At 47.9% G+C, this 18,411-nt stretch carries 23 protein-coding genes and 1 tRNA gene; 13 read left to right on the top strand and 11 right to left on the bottom strand.

The genetic code is table 11. From position 1 onward, the window contains the following. Positions 1–31: 31 nt before the first annotated feature. Complete coding sequence (locus tag MHM93_RS04610; RefSeq protein WP_053909719.1) at positions 32–592, top strand: mechanosensitive ion channel domain-containing protein; 561 nt, start codon at positions 32–34, stop codon at positions 590–592. Between the two features lie 30 nt (positions 593–622). Here the strand turns inward: MHM93_RS04610 and MHM93_RS04605 are convergent, their stop codons facing one another. Genes MHM93_RS04605 through MHM93_RS04595 form a run of 3 tightly spaced genes read right to left on the bottom strand, consistent with a single transcriptional unit; the run spans position 623 to position 3,013 of the window. Next, entirely contained in the window at positions 623–1,684 is a 1,062-nt protein-coding gene (locus MHM93_RS04605; protein WP_239448190.1) for a succinylglutamate desuccinylase/aspartoacylase family protein, read from the bottom strand. Next, complete coding sequence (gene rimK, locus MHM93_RS04600) at positions 1,671–2,576, bottom strand: 30S ribosomal protein S6--L-glutamate ligase (protein ID WP_045979320.1); 906 nt, start codon at positions 2,574–2,576, stop codon at positions 1,671–1,673. The genes MHM93_RS04605 and rimK overlap by 14 nt, the downstream gene beginning before the upstream one ends. 8 nt (positions 2,577–2,584) lie before the next feature. Next, entirely contained in the window at positions 2,585–3,013 is a 429-nt protein-coding gene (locus tag MHM93_RS04595) for an ATP-dependent zinc protease (RefSeq protein ID WP_045979319.1), read from the bottom strand. 180 nt (positions 3,014–3,193) lie between these two features. Between MHM93_RS04595 and zntB the strand changes: the two genes are divergently transcribed. Further along, on the top strand, positions 3,194–4,156 hold the full coding sequence (gene zntB, locus MHM93_RS04590) for a zinc transporter ZntB (RefSeq protein ID WP_022943456.1): 963 nt from the start codon (positions 3,194–3,196) through the stop codon (positions 4,154–4,156). Positions 4,157–4,222: 66 nt separating this feature from the next. Next, positions 4,223–4,933 (top strand): hypothetical protein, encoded by a 711-nt coding sequence (locus tag MHM93_RS04585; protein ID WP_239448189.1) that lies wholly within the window; start codon positions 4,223–4,225, stop codon positions 4,931–4,933. Positions 4,934–5,157: 224 nt separating this feature from the next. On the opposite strand, the gene MHM93_RS04580 is transcribed toward MHM93_RS04585, so the two are convergent. Next, positions 5,158–5,232, bottom strand: a tRNA-Arg gene (locus MHM93_RS04580). 414 nt (positions 5,233–5,646) lie between these two features. On the opposite strand from MHM93_RS04580, the gene MHM93_RS04575 reads away from it, so the two are divergent. Continuing rightward, positions 5,647–5,829, top strand: a complete 183-nt coding sequence (locus MHM93_RS04575) for a helix-turn-helix domain-containing protein (RefSeq protein WP_022943453.1) — start codon at positions 5,647–5,649, stop codon at positions 5,827–5,829. Here MHM93_RS04575 and MHM93_RS04570 read toward each other — a convergent pair. From MHM93_RS04570 to MHM93_RS04560, 3 genes are read right to left on the bottom strand one after another with little or no spacing between them, the layout of a single operon-like run. Then, entirely contained in the window at positions 5,815–6,603 is a 789-nt protein-coding gene (locus MHM93_RS04570; protein ID WP_239448188.1) for a phosphotransferase, read from the bottom strand. The two genes, MHM93_RS04575 and MHM93_RS04570, sit on opposite strands and share 15 nt — an antisense overlap. Continuing rightward, positions 6,596–7,219, bottom strand: a complete 624-nt coding sequence (pnuC, locus tag MHM93_RS04565; RefSeq protein ID WP_022943451.1) for a nicotinamide riboside transporter PnuC — start codon at positions 7,217–7,219, stop codon at positions 6,596–6,598. Before pnuC ends, MHM93_RS04570 begins: the two co-directional genes overlap by 8 nt. Before the next feature lie 11 nt (positions 7,220–7,230). Further along, positions 7,231–7,488, bottom strand: coding sequence for a hypothetical protein (locus MHM93_RS04560; protein WP_138587683.1), 258 nt, complete (start codon positions 7,486–7,488; stop codon positions 7,231–7,233). Between the two features lie 211 nt (positions 7,489–7,699). On the opposite strand from MHM93_RS04560, the gene pdsR reads away from it, so the two are divergent. The 4 genes from pdsR to MHM93_RS04540 all read left to right on the top strand — a co-directional run bounded on the left by pdsR (position 7,700) and on the right by MHM93_RS04540 (position 10,979). Then, on the top strand, positions 7,700–8,389 hold the full coding sequence (gene pdsR, locus MHM93_RS04555; RefSeq protein WP_022943449.1) for a proteobacterial dedicated sortase system response regulator: 690 nt from the start codon (positions 7,700–7,702) through the stop codon (positions 8,387–8,389). After that, the gene (gene pdsS / locus MHM93_RS04550) at positions 8,390–10,528 is read left to right on the top strand and encodes a proteobacterial dedicated sortase system histidine kinase (protein ID WP_239448187.1); all 2,139 of its coding nucleotides are present in this window, start codon (positions 8,390–8,392) and stop codon (positions 10,526–10,528) included. It begins immediately after the preceding gene. A 62-nt stretch (positions 10,529–10,590) separates the two neighbouring features. Continuing rightward, complete coding sequence (locus tag MHM93_RS04545; protein WP_239448186.1) at positions 10,591–10,728, top strand: hypothetical protein; 138 nt, start codon at positions 10,591–10,593, stop codon at positions 10,726–10,728. 29 nt (positions 10,729–10,757) lie between these two features. After that, positions 10,758–10,979 carry a hypothetical protein gene (locus MHM93_RS04540; RefSeq protein WP_045979315.1) on the top strand — a complete coding sequence of 74 codons (222 nt, stop codon included), beginning with the start codon at positions 10,758–10,760 and terminating at the stop codon, positions 10,977–10,979. Between the two features lie 8 nt (positions 10,980–10,987). Here MHM93_RS04540 and MHM93_RS04535 read toward each other — a convergent pair whose 3' ends face one another. From MHM93_RS04535 to MHM93_RS04520, 4 genes are all read right to left on the bottom strand, one after another. Then, entirely contained in the window at positions 10,988–11,488 is a 501-nt protein-coding gene (locus MHM93_RS04535; protein ID WP_022943445.1) for a DUF1543 domain-containing protein, read from the bottom strand. A gap of 75 nt (positions 11,489–11,563) precedes the next feature. Then, positions 11,564–12,916: a sigma 54-interacting transcriptional regulator gene (locus MHM93_RS04530; RefSeq protein WP_022943444.1), complete on the bottom strand. Its 1,353-nt coding sequence runs from the start codon at positions 12,914–12,916 to the stop codon at positions 11,564–11,566. Further along, positions 12,906–13,478: a hypothetical protein gene (locus MHM93_RS04525; protein ID WP_022943443.1), complete on the bottom strand. Its 573-nt coding sequence runs from the start codon at positions 13,476–13,478 to the stop codon at positions 12,906–12,908. Before MHM93_RS04525 ends, MHM93_RS04530 begins: the two co-directional genes overlap by 11 nt. Before the next feature lie 11 nt (positions 13,479–13,489). Then, on the bottom strand, positions 13,490–14,905 hold the full coding sequence (locus tag MHM93_RS04520; RefSeq protein WP_022943442.1) for a HAMP domain-containing sensor histidine kinase: 1,416 nt from the start codon (positions 14,903–14,905) through the stop codon (positions 13,490–13,492). Positions 14,906–15,157: 252 nt separating this feature from the next. On the opposite strand from MHM93_RS04520, the gene MHM93_RS04515 reads away from it, so the two are divergent. From MHM93_RS04515 to MHM93_RS04495, 5 genes are all read left to right on the top strand, one after another. Then, positions 15,158–15,394 carry a calcium sensor EFh gene (locus MHM93_RS04515; protein ID WP_022943441.1) on the top strand — a complete coding sequence of 79 codons (237 nt, stop codon included), beginning with the start codon at positions 15,158–15,160 and terminating at the stop codon, positions 15,392–15,394. A gap of 105 nt (positions 15,395–15,499) precedes the next feature. Then, on the top strand, positions 15,500–15,733 hold the full coding sequence (locus tag MHM93_RS04510; protein WP_022943440.1) for an EF-hand domain-containing protein: 234 nt from the start codon (positions 15,500–15,502) through the stop codon (positions 15,731–15,733). A 109-nt stretch (positions 15,734–15,842) separates the two neighbouring features. Beyond that, on the top strand, positions 15,843–16,511 hold the full coding sequence (locus tag MHM93_RS04505; RefSeq protein WP_239448185.1) for a hypothetical protein: 669 nt from the start codon (positions 15,843–15,845) through the stop codon (positions 16,509–16,511). Positions 16,512–16,529: 18 nt separating this feature from the next. Further along, entirely contained in the window at positions 16,530–17,681 is a 1,152-nt protein-coding gene (locus tag MHM93_RS04500; protein WP_239448184.1) for a sensor histidine kinase, read from the top strand. Next, positions 17,674–18,318 carry a response regulator transcription factor gene (locus MHM93_RS04495; RefSeq protein ID WP_239448183.1) on the top strand — a complete coding sequence of 215 codons (645 nt, stop codon included), beginning with the start codon at positions 17,674–17,676 and terminating at the stop codon, positions 18,316–18,318. Before MHM93_RS04500 ends, MHM93_RS04495 begins: the two co-directional genes overlap by 8 nt. The last annotated feature ends 93 nt before the right edge of the window (positions 18,319–18,411 follow it).

Raw genomic sequence — 18,411 nt, 5'->3', positions numbered from 1 at the left:
TTAACAACTTGTTTTTATAAGGAACATATCTGTGGCGCTGGTTGATCTTCTTACTCAACATTATAAGTGGCTGGTTACCCTTGTGGTGCTGCTGCTTTTCCCTTTATTGGTGCGCTTGCAGCTAAAAATTTTTAACAAAACGATCCGGGGTCGAGTCGACCCTCATCGCAAACAACGCGCGCAATTGTTACTCAAGGTGCTGCTTGCTTTTGTCCTGCTGTGCATCCTGTTGGTGTTCTGGGGCATCGAGTTACGCGGGCTATTAGTGGTCGGCTCAAGCCTGTTTGCAATGCTTGGCGTCGCGATGTTTGCGGGTTGGTCTTTGCTTTCAAACCTGACATCGTTTTTGCTGATGTTTGTACAAAATGATTGCCGGGTCGGCAACTGGGTCAAGGTGATTGATGGCGCCAACTTCATAGAAGGACGGATTATTGAAATGGGGTTGATGAACGTGGTTTTAGAGCACCTAGAGGGTCATCGTGTTCTCTATCCCAACAATTTATTTGTAACCCGACCAGTGATGGTACTGAACAAACCGCCACAAAAAACCAAGCCTACACGGCGCATACTGGCGCCTAAAAATAAATCTTAAAGCAAATGCCAACAGGCGCAATTGCGCCTGTTATTCATTGTTAAGTTCAGGTGTTTTTAACTCATCATCCATGTCACTGATTTCATCAATAAATGTCTCTAGCTGTTGCTCAACCAACGAGTTGGCATGGGCAAAATAAGCAAGATGAAAAATAGCATCGCCCTCGTTCACCAAAGGCATGGTTTGCTGTCCAATCACAATGCCACTGCGCGGCGCTAAAATCGCACATTCACTATCCCCTAGCGGGCTATTGATATAAGCCAACACTTGGCCTTTACTCACGCGCTCGCCAAGGGATACTTGAGCGCGGATAATGCCATCTGTTTCGGCGCGGATCCAACTGGTAGAACTGGCGATAACCGGCTCTGCCTGCTTGCGAACCCGCTTACCTCGTAGCATCCTGAGTTTACGCATGACGTTTTCCACCCCTTGCACACCCGCAGCAATAGCGATGGGATCGAAACGTAAGGCCTCTCCAGCTTCGTACGTGATCACCGGGATCCCAAGCTCTGCCGCTTCACTACGCAGTGAGCCGTTTCGTAGCGAGGCATTGATCACCGCTGGCGTACCAAAGGCATTGGCTATTTTAGCCGTTTCCTCATTGCTTAAATCGGCTCGGATCTGCGGTAAATTGGTGCGGTGGATGGCACCTGTATGCAAATCAATGATATGGCTGCAATGCATCGCCACTTCGTTAAAAAACGTATTCGCCATACGCCCCGCCACAGATCCTCGCTGCGAGCCTGGAAAGCAGCGATTGAGATCGCGCCTATCGGGAAGGTAGCGAGATTTATGGATAAAACCAAACACATTGACAACAGGCACAGCAATTAAGGTGCCACGCAGTTGCGTGGCATCAACCTTTGCTAGGGTTTGTCGCACGATTTCAACACCGTTGAGCTCATCACCGTGAATTGCTGCACACACCAGCAATACCGGACCACTTTCTACCCCGTTGACCACCTCAAGATTAATGGTCAGTGGTGAATGGGTATATAGCTTGGCCGCTTCAAGCTCAAAGGTGCGCCGCTGCCCAGGTGCGACTTGCTCACCTAACAGCGTAAATGTCTGATTCTTTTTAGCCCTTGCCACGGGTTCTGGTCCTCTTTTCTTTAGCATTCTTTTCTATAAATTGAATAATCATGCCAGCAATATCTTTTCCTGTCGCCAACTCAATTCCTTCGAGTCCTGGTGAAGAGTTAACTTCCATCACTAAAGGGCCACGCTCAGAGCGCAATAAGTCAACCCCAGCTACATTTAACCCCATTGCTTTAGCGGCGGCCACTGCTGTTTTACGCTCTTCTGGAGTAATCCGTACCAAGCTGGCACTGCCGCCACGGTGTAAATTGGAGCGAAATTCACCTTCTTGGGCTTGGCGCTTCATCGCCGCAATAACGCGATCGCCAATGACAAAGCAACGAATATCAGCCCCGCCCGCTTCTTTGATATATTCCTGCACCATGATGTGTGCTTTCAGGCCCATAAAAGCCTCAATCACACTCTCGGCCGCCTTACGTGTTTCAGCAAGCACTACCCCAATCCCTTGGGTCCCCTCTAGCAGCTTGATAACAACCGGGGCTCCACCCACCATCTCCAGCAAGTCTTTGACATCATCGGGTTTGGATGCAAAACCGGTTACCGGCATGCCCACTCCCTTGCGTGATAGTAGCTGTAAAGAACGCAATTTATCGCGCGAGCGGGTGATGGCAACGGATTCATTCACAGGGTACACCCCCATCATCTCGAATTGCCGTAACACTGAACAGCCATAAAACGTAACAGAAGCCCCGATGCGCGGAATAATGGCGTTGAAGTCCTCTAGTTTTTGACCTTTATAGTGTACTTCCGGCTCTTGCGAGTTGATATTCATGTAACAGCGTAAAGCATCCAATACCTGCACTTCATGGCCACGCTGCTGCGCCGCCTCAATTAAACGGCGAGTGGAATACAACGACTTGTTACGTGATAAAATGCCGATTTTCATAATAAACCTTATAATTGTGTTTGGTGTGACAATTCAGGGTCTACAACAATACGCCCTGCCATGGCTGTACGCCCCAATAGCATACGAAATTTCATGGTGTCTCTATTTGTGAGTGTTGCTTCAATAGGCCATTGTTGGCCGCCAATAAGTAACTGCGTTTGTATGACATAACGCTGCTCCTGATGCCCACCAGAGTCAGTAACGGTGCGCTGATCTATCACCTTCGCTTGGCACTGTATCTCTGTGTCGTTGTCGTCTTGAATGGGGTGAACCCAAAACCGCACCCAGACCTGCTCATCTTGTATAAACTCTTCAACTCGAAAAGCATGAATACATGAAGTACGGGCACCGGTATCGACCTTAGCCTTGATTTTATCAATCCCCAGCTCAGGCAGGGCTAGCCACTCACGCCAGCCTACTGTTATTTTATTTGTCATATGCGAAGTCACTCGTATGCTCCAACGGCGAGGAGCGCAATAGTAAAAGCCGCTTTATACGGTAATTATCGATAAAGAACAGTGAATTAAATTACTCGCGTCGATAAAGACTATTCATTGATCTTGTAGCGATAATAGACAAGGATAGAAGAAACATTCTGTATTGAAAGTGAAGGTGTTATGTCAGCTTTGATTCATGCCTTAGTGTTAGACGCTCAAGGCGGCGCTGAACAATTAACTGAAAAATCAGCGATTAAGCAGTGGAAGCCCAGTGATGGTGTGCTGTGGCTACATCTTGATTACTGCCAAGATGATATTGAGCAATACTTGGCAGCGGTACCATTAAGTGAATTTGCACATGATGCCCTTATTGCCGATGAAACACGCCCTCGTATTGTCAGCGATGACAGTGGCCATTTATTGTTTTTGCGTGGCGTCAATCTTAACCCGGCAGATAGTCCTGATGATATGGTATCGATTCGCGTGTTCGTTAGCGAACAACTTATCGTCTCTACGCGCCACCGCCGCCTGCTGTCGGTGAATGCCCTTGCTGAATCTTTACGTAAAGGCAAAGGGCCGAGTACCACCTCAGCACTGGTATGCCAATTGTGCGAAAATTTAACCTCGCGAATGCAAGGTGTGATAGATGAACTCGAAGATAAACTTGACCAATTTGAAGAAGATGTTGATAGCCAACGAGCACATGATCACAATGCGCTATCACAGGTGCGCCGCCAAACTATCGGCTTAAAGCGCTATATCAGACCACAAAAGGAGGCTCTGCGCGCGCTTGTGAGTCAACAGCCAAGTTGGTTGGCTGACAGTGATACGCCGCGCATCAATGAAACCATTAACCATCTGCTGCGCTACTTAGAAGAACTTGATTTGAATATTGAGCGGGCCCAGATAATCCAACAAGAGGTCGCCAGCCAAGTATCCGACCAACTTAATAAGCGTATGTATGTGATGTCAGTGGTAGCAGCGCTGTTTTTACCCCTGGGCTTTCTTACCGGTTTACTGGGCGTCAATATTGGCGGAATTCCTGGAACGGAATCAGCAGCGGCATTCCCGTTGTTTGTTCTCGCTCTAGTGATATTAACCGCCGCCGTCGCTTTGTATTTTCGTATGAAAAAATGGCTATAAAAAGCCTACCTACGTGGTCTGCTTAGCTTGCCACGTTACCCCTTCACACACGGATGTAGCCAACGTATGAGCTTAAAAATACGCGATTTAGATCAGCAGACCCAGTGGCTTAGCACCGCGCAGCGGCTAGCGCTTAAAGAAGTGATCGCCGCTAGCTTTGCCGGGGTCAGCCCTGATGAGTACATGCAATACTATTTTGATGACCCCAAGGCATGTCAGCGTATGCTCAGGCTTTATTTTGACCATAGCACGCTAGTTGGCTATTGCCTGTTAACCTTCACACAGCACGGCAAAAGCACGGTAATACGAGCCTCTGCAGCTTTTTACCCACAATATAGAAACGGTGGCAATACCTTCTCCTTTTCCCTGTATCACAGTATTCGCTACTGGCTTACACGTCCTTGGTGCACTGTGTATTATGCCGATACAATGCTCAGTCCAGCGATGTACCGGGCCATCGCCAAGCATGTAGCAATTATCTGGCCACACCCAGATTGCAGCAGTCCCAACGCGCTGTTTGAGCACTTTAACGCAGAGGGAATGGTAAGCCCTGGCGGCTCTCTTCGTTGTTTAAAGCCGGTGAACCGTACAAGTAACTACAGCATCTCGGAGCTTGCGGCCTTTCAAGCCAGTGATAAAAAAGAGATTGCCTTTTACTGCAAAATGAATCCTGACTTTCATGCTGGCATAGGACTATTTGTGATTATTCCCATCCACACTAAGCAAGTGATTTATACCTTAGGCAAGCGATTGTTAAGCGTCTTTAAAGCGCGTTAATCGCTTTGATGATATCTAGGTGCACTAAAGCGATGAACGACTCATGCGAATATTGCTGCACGTGGACTTAGCGCAGCGCCATGCAAAGTTGTTCTAATGCATGATATTAACTGCATGGCATAGGCTGATAGCTCATAACTGTCACTCACAAAATAAAAATGACATGCTCAATATGAGAGAGAGATGGTGATTGATTTAACGGCGGTAATATTAACAGAAAGAAATGGCGCTCTCGCTAGGGATCGAACCTAGAACTTGGCCTCCGGAGGGCCACGTGATATCCATTTCACCACGAGAGCGCAGTGTCTATGTGTTCAGACAGCGCTTATAGTAAAGGCATCACAAGGTAAATACTAGCCCTAGCCGATCATATGGCGATATTTTCAGCAGCTGTCACTCAGCACCGAGCAATACGATTAAAGTTCACTCATTCATGATGCAATTTCGCCTTGGCATTCAAGGTATTTACATTTGACTCATACTTTTGCGTTATTTTCTCTGGCAATCCTGCTATCTTGAACTTTACTTATATCTACTGTGTTGCAAATTTGCTGTTAACTTCCCTCAACAAGCTGTAAGTGGGCTGAGATATCATCATCTTTTTATTTCAGTATTGTTGGCTTGCTGCCGCTATAAAAGCGCACAGCTATTGAGAAGAACAGCGTCTGTTTCACCGTATGTACACTACTATTTATATGCTGTTTGGAGCCCCTATGAACTTGATGACTGCAGAACAAGTTGCCGAATACCTTGGTGTAAAAATTGAACGCGTAAAACGCCTTGCCCGTGAGCATTTGCTCATTGCCAAAAGCCAAGATGATAACGGTGACCCAATGTTCGATAAAAGCGACGTGGAAAGATATAAGGAGTTGGCGCAGCGCCTAGGTGGCATTTAGAATCTCATCGAGTTGTAGTTTGGCTTCATCCACTCGATGCGCAGTGTTATTCGCTCGATACCAAAAATAATTCAGCGCCGCGACTAACTTCTGCATAGCCGTAAACTTAACCCAGTCGATGCGTTGCTCACTGCCAAAGTACTCACTTAGCAACGCGTGCTGTTGCGCCTCAGTCAGAGAGAAACTAATGCTCAGCATGGCGAGATCAAAGTATCGGTCGCCGGGCTGAGCATATTCAAAATCAATGCACTGCCAACATCCTAAGTAACTAATAATGTTTTGCCGAATTAAGTCATTGTGACAAAAGCGCATATCTTCAGATTGCATTTGAGTATCAGTGACAACCTGATGCAGCGCCTGCGCATATGCTTGGTAAAAAGGCTGATGCTCATAGCGCTTGAGCTCGGCATGCAAATCAAGGTATGGCCCGCTGCATGGTTGGGCGTGGATGAGCTGTAAACACTTCACAGCTTGGCTGACATCAAACTGCTCTGGCACCTTACCCGGTGCATAATGAAAAATAGCCCCTTGATGCGCTTCATCTACATACAAAGGCGCCGGACAAGCAGCCTGTGTGGCTAAGCGGCGCTGAGCCGCAATTGCCTCATGGGGTAATGGCTTAGCATAAAATTTAACCAACCACGATTGCTCTGCGGTATCAACACGATAGTTTTCGTTGCTCACACCTTGTGGCAAATAGGTAATTTGCTCAATGCGCGTGCTGGGTTTGTACCGCCGCACTAGGCTATTAATTGAGGCAACAGATTTAGGCATAGGCCGTTCCTGTGGTGCTCTTATGCTGGTATTGCGCCCGCCAGCGCAGATAGCCGGCCACCGCCATCACCGTGTAAAACACAAATAGCACCGTTGTCGGATAATACCCTTTAGCAACATATAAGTAGATAGACGCGGCATCAATAACCACCCAATATAGCCAGTTTTCCAACACTTTTTGTGCCACCAAATAGGTCGTTACCACCGCAAAACAGGTGGTTAAACTATCAAGGTAGGCGTAATCAGCATGGGTGTAGTTGTCCATAATATACCCTGCCACGAGGGCGACCACCGTCGTCGCCGCGATTACCACTGCATGACGCTGGACGGTGTATGAAGTAATGCCTTGGCGGGCGCTATTTTGACGACCATAGCGCCATGCCCACCAACCGTACACCGCCATACCCATATAGTAAAAATGTAGCGCCGACTCCATTAACAAAGCGCCGTTCCAGTACATCAAGGTATAGATTAAGGTGCTAATGAAAGCCGCCGGCCAGCACCACAAGCTCTCTTTCATAGCCAACAGCAAGTAAGCCATGGATAATGCCACAGCAACGTATTCCCACACCGACATGGCACTGAATCCGGCAATAATAGCGCTCAGAGTTTCCATCTTTACGCCTCTTAATTCGCCTCAGGAGAGAGGTCACCGCATAGAAACTTACACACAAAAATAGCCTTGCCGTAGGTTTCATAGGAGCGTTTAATTTCTGCACTCACCACCGACATCACGGTGTCATAATCGCCAAACACCTGAGTTGATAAGGTATTGGTGATCACTTTAATATCGCCATGCGCATTAAGGCGGTCAATGAAATCTTGAATATAGGGGATATAGTCTTGATGCAATGGGTACTTGCTTATTTCTACTGTCAGTTTCATGGGCCTACCTTGGGAAATATAAAGCCGCTATTGTAGCCTGTCGCTAACATAAGCCAAACACCCTGGGGGATATTTTTGTCCTTCGCATAAATCACTGACGGCCATAGCGAGCACAAAAATGATGAATTATGGCAATTAGCCTGTTACTGCTCACAAAGCGCTAAATTCGCGATATAGTAGCGCTCACAATAAAAAACTCAGCACACGGATTATGAAACGCATTGCTATTATCGAAGACGAAGCTGCTATTCGCGATAACTACGTTGAAATGCTCGAAGGACAAGGCTACCAAGTACAAGGGTTTGCCGACAGACCCAGTGCTGAAAGAGCGCTGTTTGAGCAACTTCCGGATCTCGCCATCGTCGATATTGGCTTAGGCAATGAGATTGATGGTGGCTTTATGCTGTGCCAAAGTTTGCGTGCCCGCTCACACACCTTGCCAATTATTTTCTTAACTGCCCGTGACAGCGAAATTGATACAGTCTGTGGCCTGCGTATGGGGGCCGATGATTACCTCACCAAAGATATCAGCATGGCCCATTTAGCAGCGCGTATTGGTGCGTTATTTCGCCGCGTGGAAGCACAAGAGACGCCCCCGCAAGCGAATGAAACCATAGAGCAAGGCGATTTGGAGTTAGATCTCAAGCGGATGCGCGCCGCTTGGCAAAACCAAGCCGTGGATCTGACCGTAACCGAGTTTTGGATGGTACATTCGCTTGCTAAGCGCCCCGGTCACGTAAAAAGTCGTGATGAGTTAATGAGCGATGCGAAAATATACGTCGATGACAGCACTATCACGTCGCACGTAAAACGTATTCGCAGAAAATTCCAAGCCATTGATGCTAGCTTTGATTGCATCAACACCGTCTATGGCATGGGTTATCGCTGGGAAATGAAGTAAATGGCACGATTTGGCCTGGGCCTGCGCAGTAAGGTCATTGTGTTATCTTGCTTTTTATTCGTCCTACCATGGCTTGGCTACGAATACGTTTGGGAAATGGAAAAGTACCTTCGTAAAGGGCAAGAAAAAACCTTGGTGGGCACCACCCGGGCTCTGGCCACGGCCTTACATGAACGCCCGGCCCTGTTTGAAAACGCCAGTCAATTTACCGACAAGGTCGAGAAAGGCCGCGACCTGTACGCCTACAGCATCGATAATGCCATTCGGCTTGATGGCGAATTGGGTGATTGGCAGCCTTATCAAGAGTTAATGTGGCAGTATCATGGCCAATACCTGAGTACCCCCAACCCAGAGCACGACAACGCCGATCTCTCTTTTCGTCATATGGTCGGCAAGTATGGTAATTACCTGTACGCAGTGTTCGCGGTGCGAGATGACACCGTGCGTTACCGCCCCAAAAATGCCCTTGGCGTGAGTCGCAACGACCACTTAAAAATCGCCATAAAAACGCCACAGGGGGAGCTTACGAATTACATTGTCGCGACCCGCGAAGATGGCTGGGTCAACGCCTTTGAACTGCCGTCACTGCAACCCTACACACAAATTCAGGGCTATTTCCGACGCACTGCACAAGGTTATAACATCGAGCTGCGTATGCCCTTAAATATGCTTGGTAACAAACTGGGCTTTGCTATCAGTGATTGGGACGATGGCCAACAGCAGCGCCACCTCATGGCCACCTCCAATGTGCATGATGCCAACCGCCTTGGCACCGTGTTGCTGCCATCGCCTGAGATCAAGCGCATTATTAAAGGCATGGGTCACAGCGGCAGCCGCATTTGGGTTGTCGATAAACATCATCGGGTATTAGCACAGTCGGGCACCATTCAACATGCCGATGGCGTCTGGGCAAGCTCGTTACAAGAAAACGAACAACAAGGGGCGTGGCAACGCTTTGAAGAGCGCTTTTTACACCCACTGTACTATAAAATTCTCACCCGCCCACCCAGTGATTTTTTAGATACCTTGCACGATGTGGCCGCCCTCGAAGGCAGCCATATAGCCAACGCCCTAAAAGGCAAGCCGGCCTCCAACTGGCGCCTGACACCGGATAACAAAGCCGTTATTCTCAGTGCCGCCTACCCTATTTGGGGTGATGACCAAGTGCTCGGCGCGGTGATCGCAGAAGAGACCACCAATGGCGTACGTACGCTGCGCAATAAGGCGCTAGAAAAGCTATTTAACGTGATTTTGGCGGTGATGTTTATCGGCACCATCACGCTGTTTTTCTTCGCTTCTCGTATTTCCTCGCGCATTCGTCGCCTGCGTGACAGTGCCGAGCAAGCCATTGATGAGCAAGGTCGTGTTCGCGGTACCTTAACACTGAGTAAAGACAGTGACGAAATTGGTGACTTATCCCGCAGCTTCGCCAACATCGTTAATCGCTTAGGCGGCTACACCCATTACCTAGAGAATATGTCTTCGCGCCTGTCTCATGAATTACGCACACCGGTGGCGGTGGTGCGCAGCTCATTAGAAAACTTGCAAATGATCGCCACCGAGCCACAACAGCAAAAGTACCTCACCCGCGCTCAAGAAGGGGTCAATCGGCTGAACAAATTGATCACCACCATGAGCGAAGCAACACGCTTAGAGCAAAGTATCTCAACAGCAAAAAAAGAGCATTACGATCTGCAGCAAGTGGTGCTTGGCTGTATGCAGGGGTATCAGCTCGCATACCCGCAAGCACACTTTGACATCAACATTAGCGACGCGGCTATTCCCGTGGAAGGTTCAGCTGATTTTTTAGCGCAGCTGCTAGATAAGCTGATTAACAATGCCCTGGAGTTTGCTTACGAGGGCAGCGCGATTGGCGTTTCCCTTGAGCGCCAAGCTCAGCACGCAGTGCTTAAAGTGAGTAATCAAGGCCCAGCGCTTCCTGCGGATATCGGTGAGCATATTTTTGATTCCATGGTGTCGGTCCGCGAGCAAGATAAGCAGCAGCAGCCCCATTTGGGATTAGGCTTGTACGTGGCAAGGCTTATTGCCGATTACCATCAAGCACAAATAAAGGCTGAAAACCTCGCTGATGGCAGTGGCGTGGTCTTTTCACTGACCATTAAAATAATCCAAGATTGATTCACGACCTATTCATTCCTAAAGCGTTAGAGTTAGGTCATCGTCGCAATTATGGAGCACAAATGAGTATGACAGGTCAGCTTCTTCAACCTGAGGAGATTGAGTATATTTTTGCGCTCTTTAATAATGGCGAACACGCTGAGCCAACGCCTCCTCAGCCAATACCCCTTGAACCTAACAGTGAAGGTTCATTACAATAAGGCACGTCTTCTCCTCGTGCCTTATTTTTGTGAAACCACACCGCGCTAAAAAAGAACTTGCCCTACTGCCTATTTTATTTATTGCTATCGCCTTATGTGTGGGTGGCCACTTTGTGTTGCAACCCAACTATCAAGATAGCCATATCGTAGAGTACGCCCTCGCGGCCCTGCCCTTTGCATTGTTTGCGTTAGTCATTATTGCGATACGCATGGCCATCAAACAAGAACAAGATGAGCAGGACGAGGAGTAATCAGGTCGCTACAATACGTGATAACCAAACCAATCCGGCTTGATTGTTTGCGAGCGTCCGCTTGGGGTTAGGTGAATGTGGTATTGGTTATCGAGCAAATCCAAGGCAAAGCAGTCATCCACCTCATGGAGATCATCTTTATGCTGATGGCTCATGTGCGTTAAATAACGTTGTTTGACTTGCTGTTTGGCTTGCTCGGCGCTGTGTGCAACGGTCAATGTGAAGGCATGTTGCTCAGCCATTTTATCCGCTTCATAGGCACCTAAGTTCACAAAATACAAACGCTCCGGACGATTTTGCGGCGTGTCGGCAATGGCAATGTGGTAGCCATCAATATCGTTAACAGCCATATACGAGTCCATATGCACCTTGTCCTTGTCACCGACCCATTGCGCCTTGAGTTTTGAGTAGGTATCGTCAATGGACTCCCCAACCACAAACCGTACGTCGTGCATTTCAATATGACAGCCGCGAACACGCCCACCTAAATACACCATAAATAACTGCATTAAATTATTCCATGCGTCTTAAAAGAGTCAGTATATCTATGAGTTATTGAGATTGTAAGAGCCTTAAAGTGGCCCTTACTTACTTGCCGATGGCGCGAACTGCTCAGCGTCAATATCGTGCTTTTTAATCAACTTATAAAAGTCACTACGGTTACGCTTGGCGAGTTTAGCGGCTTGGGCGACATTGCCGTCCACCATTTTCAAAACACGAATCAAATACTCACGCTCGAATTGCTTTTTCGCTTCATTAAGAGCGATGGGTGAGCTCGACTCCATCTCACATTGCAGCGCCAGCGCCACTTGCTTCGCACTGATAAGCTCGCTGGGGCTGAGCGCCACAACTTGCTCCACCACATTTTGCAACTGACGAATATTACCGGGCCAATCATGGCGCAGTAACAAGTCCATAGCATCGTCACTGAAGCGTTTCACCGCCTGCTCTTGGCGCGCCGCAATTTGCTCACAAAAGTAATGTGCCAACAGCGAGATATCTTCGCGACGCTCATTTAACGCCGGCAGGCGCAGATTGACGACATTTAAGCGGTAATACAAATCTTCACGAAAGGTATTTTCACTAATGGCCGTGGGTAGGTCTTTGTGGGTTGCCGACACCACCCGCACATTAACGGGGATCTCTTCACTATGGCCTACCGGGCGAATCGTTTTCTCTTGCAGCACCCGCAATAGCTTCACCTGCAGATTCAAAGGCATATCGCCAATTTCATCGAGAAATAAGGTGCCTCCCTCGGCCTGTGAGAATAACCCCACATGGTCCGTTGTGGCCCCGGTAAAAGCCCCTTTTTTATGACCAAACAGCTGTGATTCCAACAACTCTGCGGGCACTGCACCACAGTTGATGGCAACAAAGGGTCCATCACTGACATTGCTATTTTCATGCACCGCTTTGGCCAATAACTCTTTACCCGTACCACTGGCCCCAGAGATCAGCACATTCACATCAGCGGCGCCAACCATTCGCACCTGCTCTAACAGGTGATGCATGGTGGCACTGCGAGTAACGATACCATGATGGTTACTTTGCTGACCTTGGCTGTGACCATGCAGGCGCACCGCTTTAGCTAGAGTATCGATCAGCTCGTCTTTATCTATGGGTTTAGTCAAAAAGGCAAACACGCCTTGCTTGGTAGCCTTGACCGCATCGGGAATAGAGCCATGTGCGGTCATCATCACCACTGGCATGGTCGGGTAAAGTTGCTGCACTTGTTCGGCGAGTTGCATGCCATCGATATCATCCATGCGCAAGTCGGTAAGAAGCACATCAAAGTGCTGTTGTTGCAGCTCGCTTAAGGCATCACTGGCACAATTCGCGGTGCTAACCTCATAGTTATTAGCTAACAGGCGAATGGTGAGTAACTTCAGTAGGCTTTCATCATCATCCACTAATAATACTTTGGATTTAGTACTCATTGTCACTCTCCTGCTGGGTACTGCGCTGCAATAGCTGTTGCTCTATTGCGGCAAGCGAAGACAAGGTTTTTTGCATGCGCGCTTTCATTTGCGCTTGCTCTTGCTTTTGCGCTTGTAACTCCTGGCGCATCTGCGCATTGGCGATAAGTTGCTGTTTCAGCAACCAGAAGTAGCGAGCGCTAGATTCAGGCCAGTAATACTGGGCACTCACGACTTCGAGTTCAGCCAACATTTCTTGTGGCTGCGTTTGCCCTCGTAAGCATAAGCGCGCAAAAAATTGTTTCAGTTGCGGCTCGGCAATGAAAGTTTCATCGTTATCCTGCGCCGTGGCGGCAAAACCACCACACTGCTGCGCATGCCATTGCACTAGCTGTTGTGCGCTCGGATAAGATGGCGGCTGTTTTGGACGCGGTTTAGGGTTGGGCGTACCGACCACCACTGTTGTTGGCGCTTTGGGTTGTTCAACCACAGTTGCACTGGGTTCTGCGCTCCCTAGCAACTGACAGCCGGCACTTAGCATGCTGATCATACCAAGGCTCACCAAGGCGACAAACTTATTCATAATGAACTCCATTACTGATTGAAATGCAGCGTAAAGCAACTGCCCTTAGGGGAAACTGAATGAATATTAATATCACCGTTGAGTTGGTCAACACATTCTTTAACTATCGACAAACCTAACCCACTGCCCTGCAAGCGACTAGACTTGCCCGCTTTGCCTTGGAAGAAAGCGTCAAACAGACGTTCTTGCTCAGCTTTAGAAATTCCAGGTCCTTGGTCGCATACTTTCAATTCAACCTCAGACTTACTTTGACTAATCGCGACGGTGATGGTGGCACCAGGTGGAGAAAACTTAATGGCGTTCGAGAGGAGCTGCACCAAGATCATTTGTACCAATTCGCCATCAAGGCGCAGCATAGCGAGTTTCTTATCACACTGCCAATTTACCTTCTGCTGCGCTAACGCTAAGCGATCAGCAAAATGCTCTAACACTTGGTGTTTTAGGTCAGCAAGTTCACACGGGCGCGGATTAGCGGTGCGTGAGCGAATAGCATTATAATTGAGCAAACTTTGAATCATCGCTCTCAGGCGTTCGGTGCTTTGGCTGATCAGCTCCAGCACATCCTGCTGTTGCTCGTTAATGGGCCCAACGACTTGCTCGCTAAGCAGATCACAGCCTTCCACCATTGATGCCAGGGGGGTTTTTAATTCATGGGTAACATGGCGTAAGAAGGTATCCTTTTGCTGCTCTAACGCTTGTAGTTGCTGCTGCATCCAATGTAGCTTCTGCCCCAGCTCTCTTAATTCTTTGGCACCCGTAAGCTTAATATCAACATCCCAATCACCTTTGCCTAAGCGCCCAATCACCCGTGAAAGGTAGCTGAGTCGGCTGCTAATACGCCATAGATACCCGCCACCAAAAAGCAACACAATAGGCACCAAGGCCACCAGCCAATGGATAAAGCTTTGTTGTAAATCAGCCAGAGCTTGCTGCGCATGCGTCACTTGCTTTTTAGTGTGTTCGTGCAGCCACTGACCATGGGTATTAATCTGCTGGCGTAAAGGAACAAACAATTGTGCGTTTTGCGTTTGGCTATTACGCAATTCATCGCGGGTAGCGCTAAAGGTGGCATACAGCTCTTGCCAACGGCTTTGTTCACTGAATACATCAGCGGCACTGATTTGGCTATCCAGCATCGTATCTGCTTTTTGCCATTGCTGTGCTACCGCTTCACTTAACTGCTCACTTTGCAGTACCCAATTTTGCAGGGTTGCACGCTCCAGAGACTGAAAAAGTTGCTTAAATTCATTGAATTGCTCATTTTTTTGATAACTACTCAGAACCATTTGCTGAGTATTCACCATGTGCTTATCAAGGGCCTGCAAGAACACCACCACGACTAAAGCCAGTGGCACCAACAGAATGGCTACGCCAATAAAAAACTGTGCAAATAGATTGGGCCGCCAACGCCATAACTGTTTTATCAACTTGCCTCCTGTTGCAAATTTGCGAATCCGTAAAGCTTTGAAATATATATAAATTTAAAAATTAACGCGCCACCTGTTGCTATTTGACAACAACTTTACCTAACTACCTTCATGACCAACGTACTAACCCTATGAATTTTAACAAGAACAAAAACTGGCATTGTTCTTGTTAATGCTGCGCGGGTATGACTTTGCCATGATAAATCGGTTATACCTGCTTTTGAATTAAGCCACTATGAATTGGAGGATGCAGTGCGACGTTTAAGTGTTTTCGTTGCTTTTCTCACGGTGATAACAGTCACTTTTGCAAAAAGCCAGGTTTCATTTCAACATTTAGATAGTGATCATAATCACTCTATTTCGTATTTGGAAGCGCAGCAGCTTGATGGTTTAGCGCCTGTCTTTTCTGATCTCGACCGTAATCGAGATAACACCCTCAGTGCCGATGAATTTGCTCGGTTCAGGCAACAACAATTAACACCCAGTTAGGACTTAATCGCACTAATCTAGCCATTAATCTTATTCTGGTTGGCGTGTGAAAATCGATTCGTTAGGCTAACAATATAAGTGCGTAGTCGCGCGCAAGGAACTCATATGAAAGTAATAGTCACTGTATTTATCTCATTAATTGCTCTAAGTTCTCTGAGCACTGCCCACGCTGGGAGTGTGGAGTCGCGCTTTAAAGAACTCGATCGCAACCGCGATGGCGCCATTAGTAAATCAGAAGCCGCCCAAGAACCCGCGTTATGGTCACGCTTTAGCAGCTATGATCAGGACAAAGATGGCAAGCTGTCACTACGTGAATTCAGTAATTACGCCCGCCAGTAACGACCCCTCTCTTTAAAAGTTCATTATACAGTTATGACTTTTGACACATGCGTGTCATTCCTTGATGGATAAACTTGGGCATACACCCATTGCCATTAAGGATAAAACGATGAAGTCACACTGGTTATTGTTAACGACCGCCGCACTGTTTCTGAGCGCCTGCTCGTCGGATGATTTAGAGGAAGAGCTGGAAACCATTAATTTTGGCAGTGATTATTATAAAAATGATTACTACCTACTTAACGCCACTGACTACGAGCTGGATTACCACATCGCCAACACCAAACTTAACGGTGATGAACGCGACGTGGCAGATGATGATTATTACCTCACTACCCTAGCAAAAGATGCACAGCAATACGCCATTACTCACGAGAGTAATGCCAACAGAAAGCTCTCCCTTTATGTTGCAGCGCGAAACGTATTTGGCCCAGTAGCACAAAAGAAAGTGGAAGTGGAATATGATCACGCATACCACGTTGTCGCCTGGCAAAACGCTGCTCAGATAAATATAAGCCTTATAGAGCAACAGCAAGATAACCAAGACGACGCCTATGCCATACGTATCTTTGCTGCCGAGCCAATTCAGGTTAGCATTAAGGGACACGCTTTTAGCCTAGATTCAGGTGAGCTAAGCGCTTTTGTGCATGGCAGTGATTGCGATTCCGACATAAAAATAGCGCAAAAAAATGTCGACCTATGTACTATCTCGTTCAATCGCTCATACTTACTTGTGGCTAACCAACAAGGCTTAGCAGCTTTATATACCGAGCAGTAAACGCATGGACGCAACAACATGAAAGCATGGCAAAGTAACCACTTTATAGCGAATTGGACTGGCTCTGTTCTAGTACTATTCACCTGCGCCATCGTCGCTGGTTTTGTATTTTACTCGCTGCATCATCAACAGGATGTACTGCGCTTTAACTTGCCTTACCCAGATGTGTTCGTCGCTGCTGTGTTCACTGGTTTTGTCATGCTGCACTTGTTGCGTACTACGGGCCCACAGAGAACTATTCGATCCCAGAAAATATTGGCCACAGCACAATTTAGTCTGTTGTTGATACTACTGTTTTGGATAAAAAGTGGTCTCATTTTAATCCTCTCTGTGGTGTATGTAGCAAGCCTTGTCTATCTGGCGCAGCTAATAGTGTGCTTAGCTTTGGCACTGATTATGCCTTTAGCCTATTTTGCCACTACGCCCACCTCCTACGACCTCGTGAATAGTCTCTTATTCATCGCTTATCACTTGTTTGCTCTGCGCTTATCCTACGCCTTACTTGATGAGCGCCGAGCCAACGAGCGCAATAAGGCCCTACTCCAAGAGCTCAGTGCCACCCAGGTTTTATTGCAAGATACCGCCAAGCGCGATGAACGCCTGCGCATCGCTAGAGACATCCACGACTCGTTAGGACATGGCCTAACGGCGTTAAATTTACAACTGGAACTGGCCCAACAACTCAGCCACTCAGCGCAGCCCCCTTTGGCGCAGTGCAAACATATAATCACTGATTTACTGGCGCATACGCGCGATACGGTGAGTACTCTCAGGGCTTTCGATAATATTGATCTCAAGCAAGCGCTAACAACACTGATTGCAGATACTGTTCACCCTGTTACCCAGCTGCATTACAGTGAGCGTGTCAAAGTACGTGATGCACGAATCGCCGAGTTGCTGTTTCGTGCCACCCAAGAAGCGCTTACTAACGTGCGCAAACATGCGTACGCTACGCGCTGTGATATTTCCTTGTGGCGTCAGCAACAGTGGTTACTTTGGCGCGTTGAGGACGACGGTATGGGTATTAACCACCATCAATGGGGAAACGGGCTCAAGGGGATGCAAGAGCGTGTGATGCAACTTGACGGCGAGCTGACTGTGACTTCGCTAGCGACCGGCACTCGCCTAGATATCGCGCTTCCGTTAGGTGCGGAGGCTGATAGTGATTAAAGTGGCAGTGGTAGATGATCAAAATTTGGTGCTCGAGGGATTATGTAGCTTATTAGCACTGCATCCTGATTTGCAGGTAAGCGCACAACGCAACCACGCAGAGCATATAGTTACTTGGCTCACGGCTAACCCGGTCGATGTCTTGGTGTTAGATGTGCGTATGCCAACAGTCAGTGGTATTGACGCATTGCGTGAGATCCGCAATGCCAAGCTCCCTGTTGCAGTCATGCTACTTTCGACCTTTGACGAGCATGACTTAGTACTCAAAAGCATTCGCCTTGGTGCTGATGGCTATCTACGTAAAGATATTTCCTTTGCGGTGCTCACCGATGCCATCATCGCGCTCAGCCAGGGACAACGCTGGTTACAACCGGCGGTAACACAAACTATCGCCTGTCACGCCTCACGCCCGAATAATCCCCCGCTGTATGAATTTACCCAATACGAAACTCTCAGTCTCAGCGAGCTGGAAATTCTCCGCTTGGTGGCTGCTGGATTCTCTAACGCCGAGATTGCCGAGGCGCTGTATAAATCCGCAGGCACAGTGCGCAATCAGGTCTCTGCTATTTTAGCCAAGCTGATGGTACGCGATCGTACCCGCGCTGTATTGCGAGGCATCGAGCTAGGTCTGATTTAAACGATGGCACCAGAGCGTGGGCTAATTGCAACTTGCACTCCCCAATTACTGCGAATAACCAGAAGAAGCGGGAAAATTTTATAACCCGCTTGC

This window comes from Pseudoalteromonas sp. MM17-2, from assembly GCF_022347945.1.
Classification (GTDB): domain Bacteria; phylum Pseudomonadota; class Gammaproteobacteria; order Enterobacterales; family Alteromonadaceae; genus Pseudoalteromonas; species Pseudoalteromonas ruthenica.
Note: the sequence above shows the minus strand (reverse complement) of the source record. Positions and strands in the feature narration are given on the sequence as shown.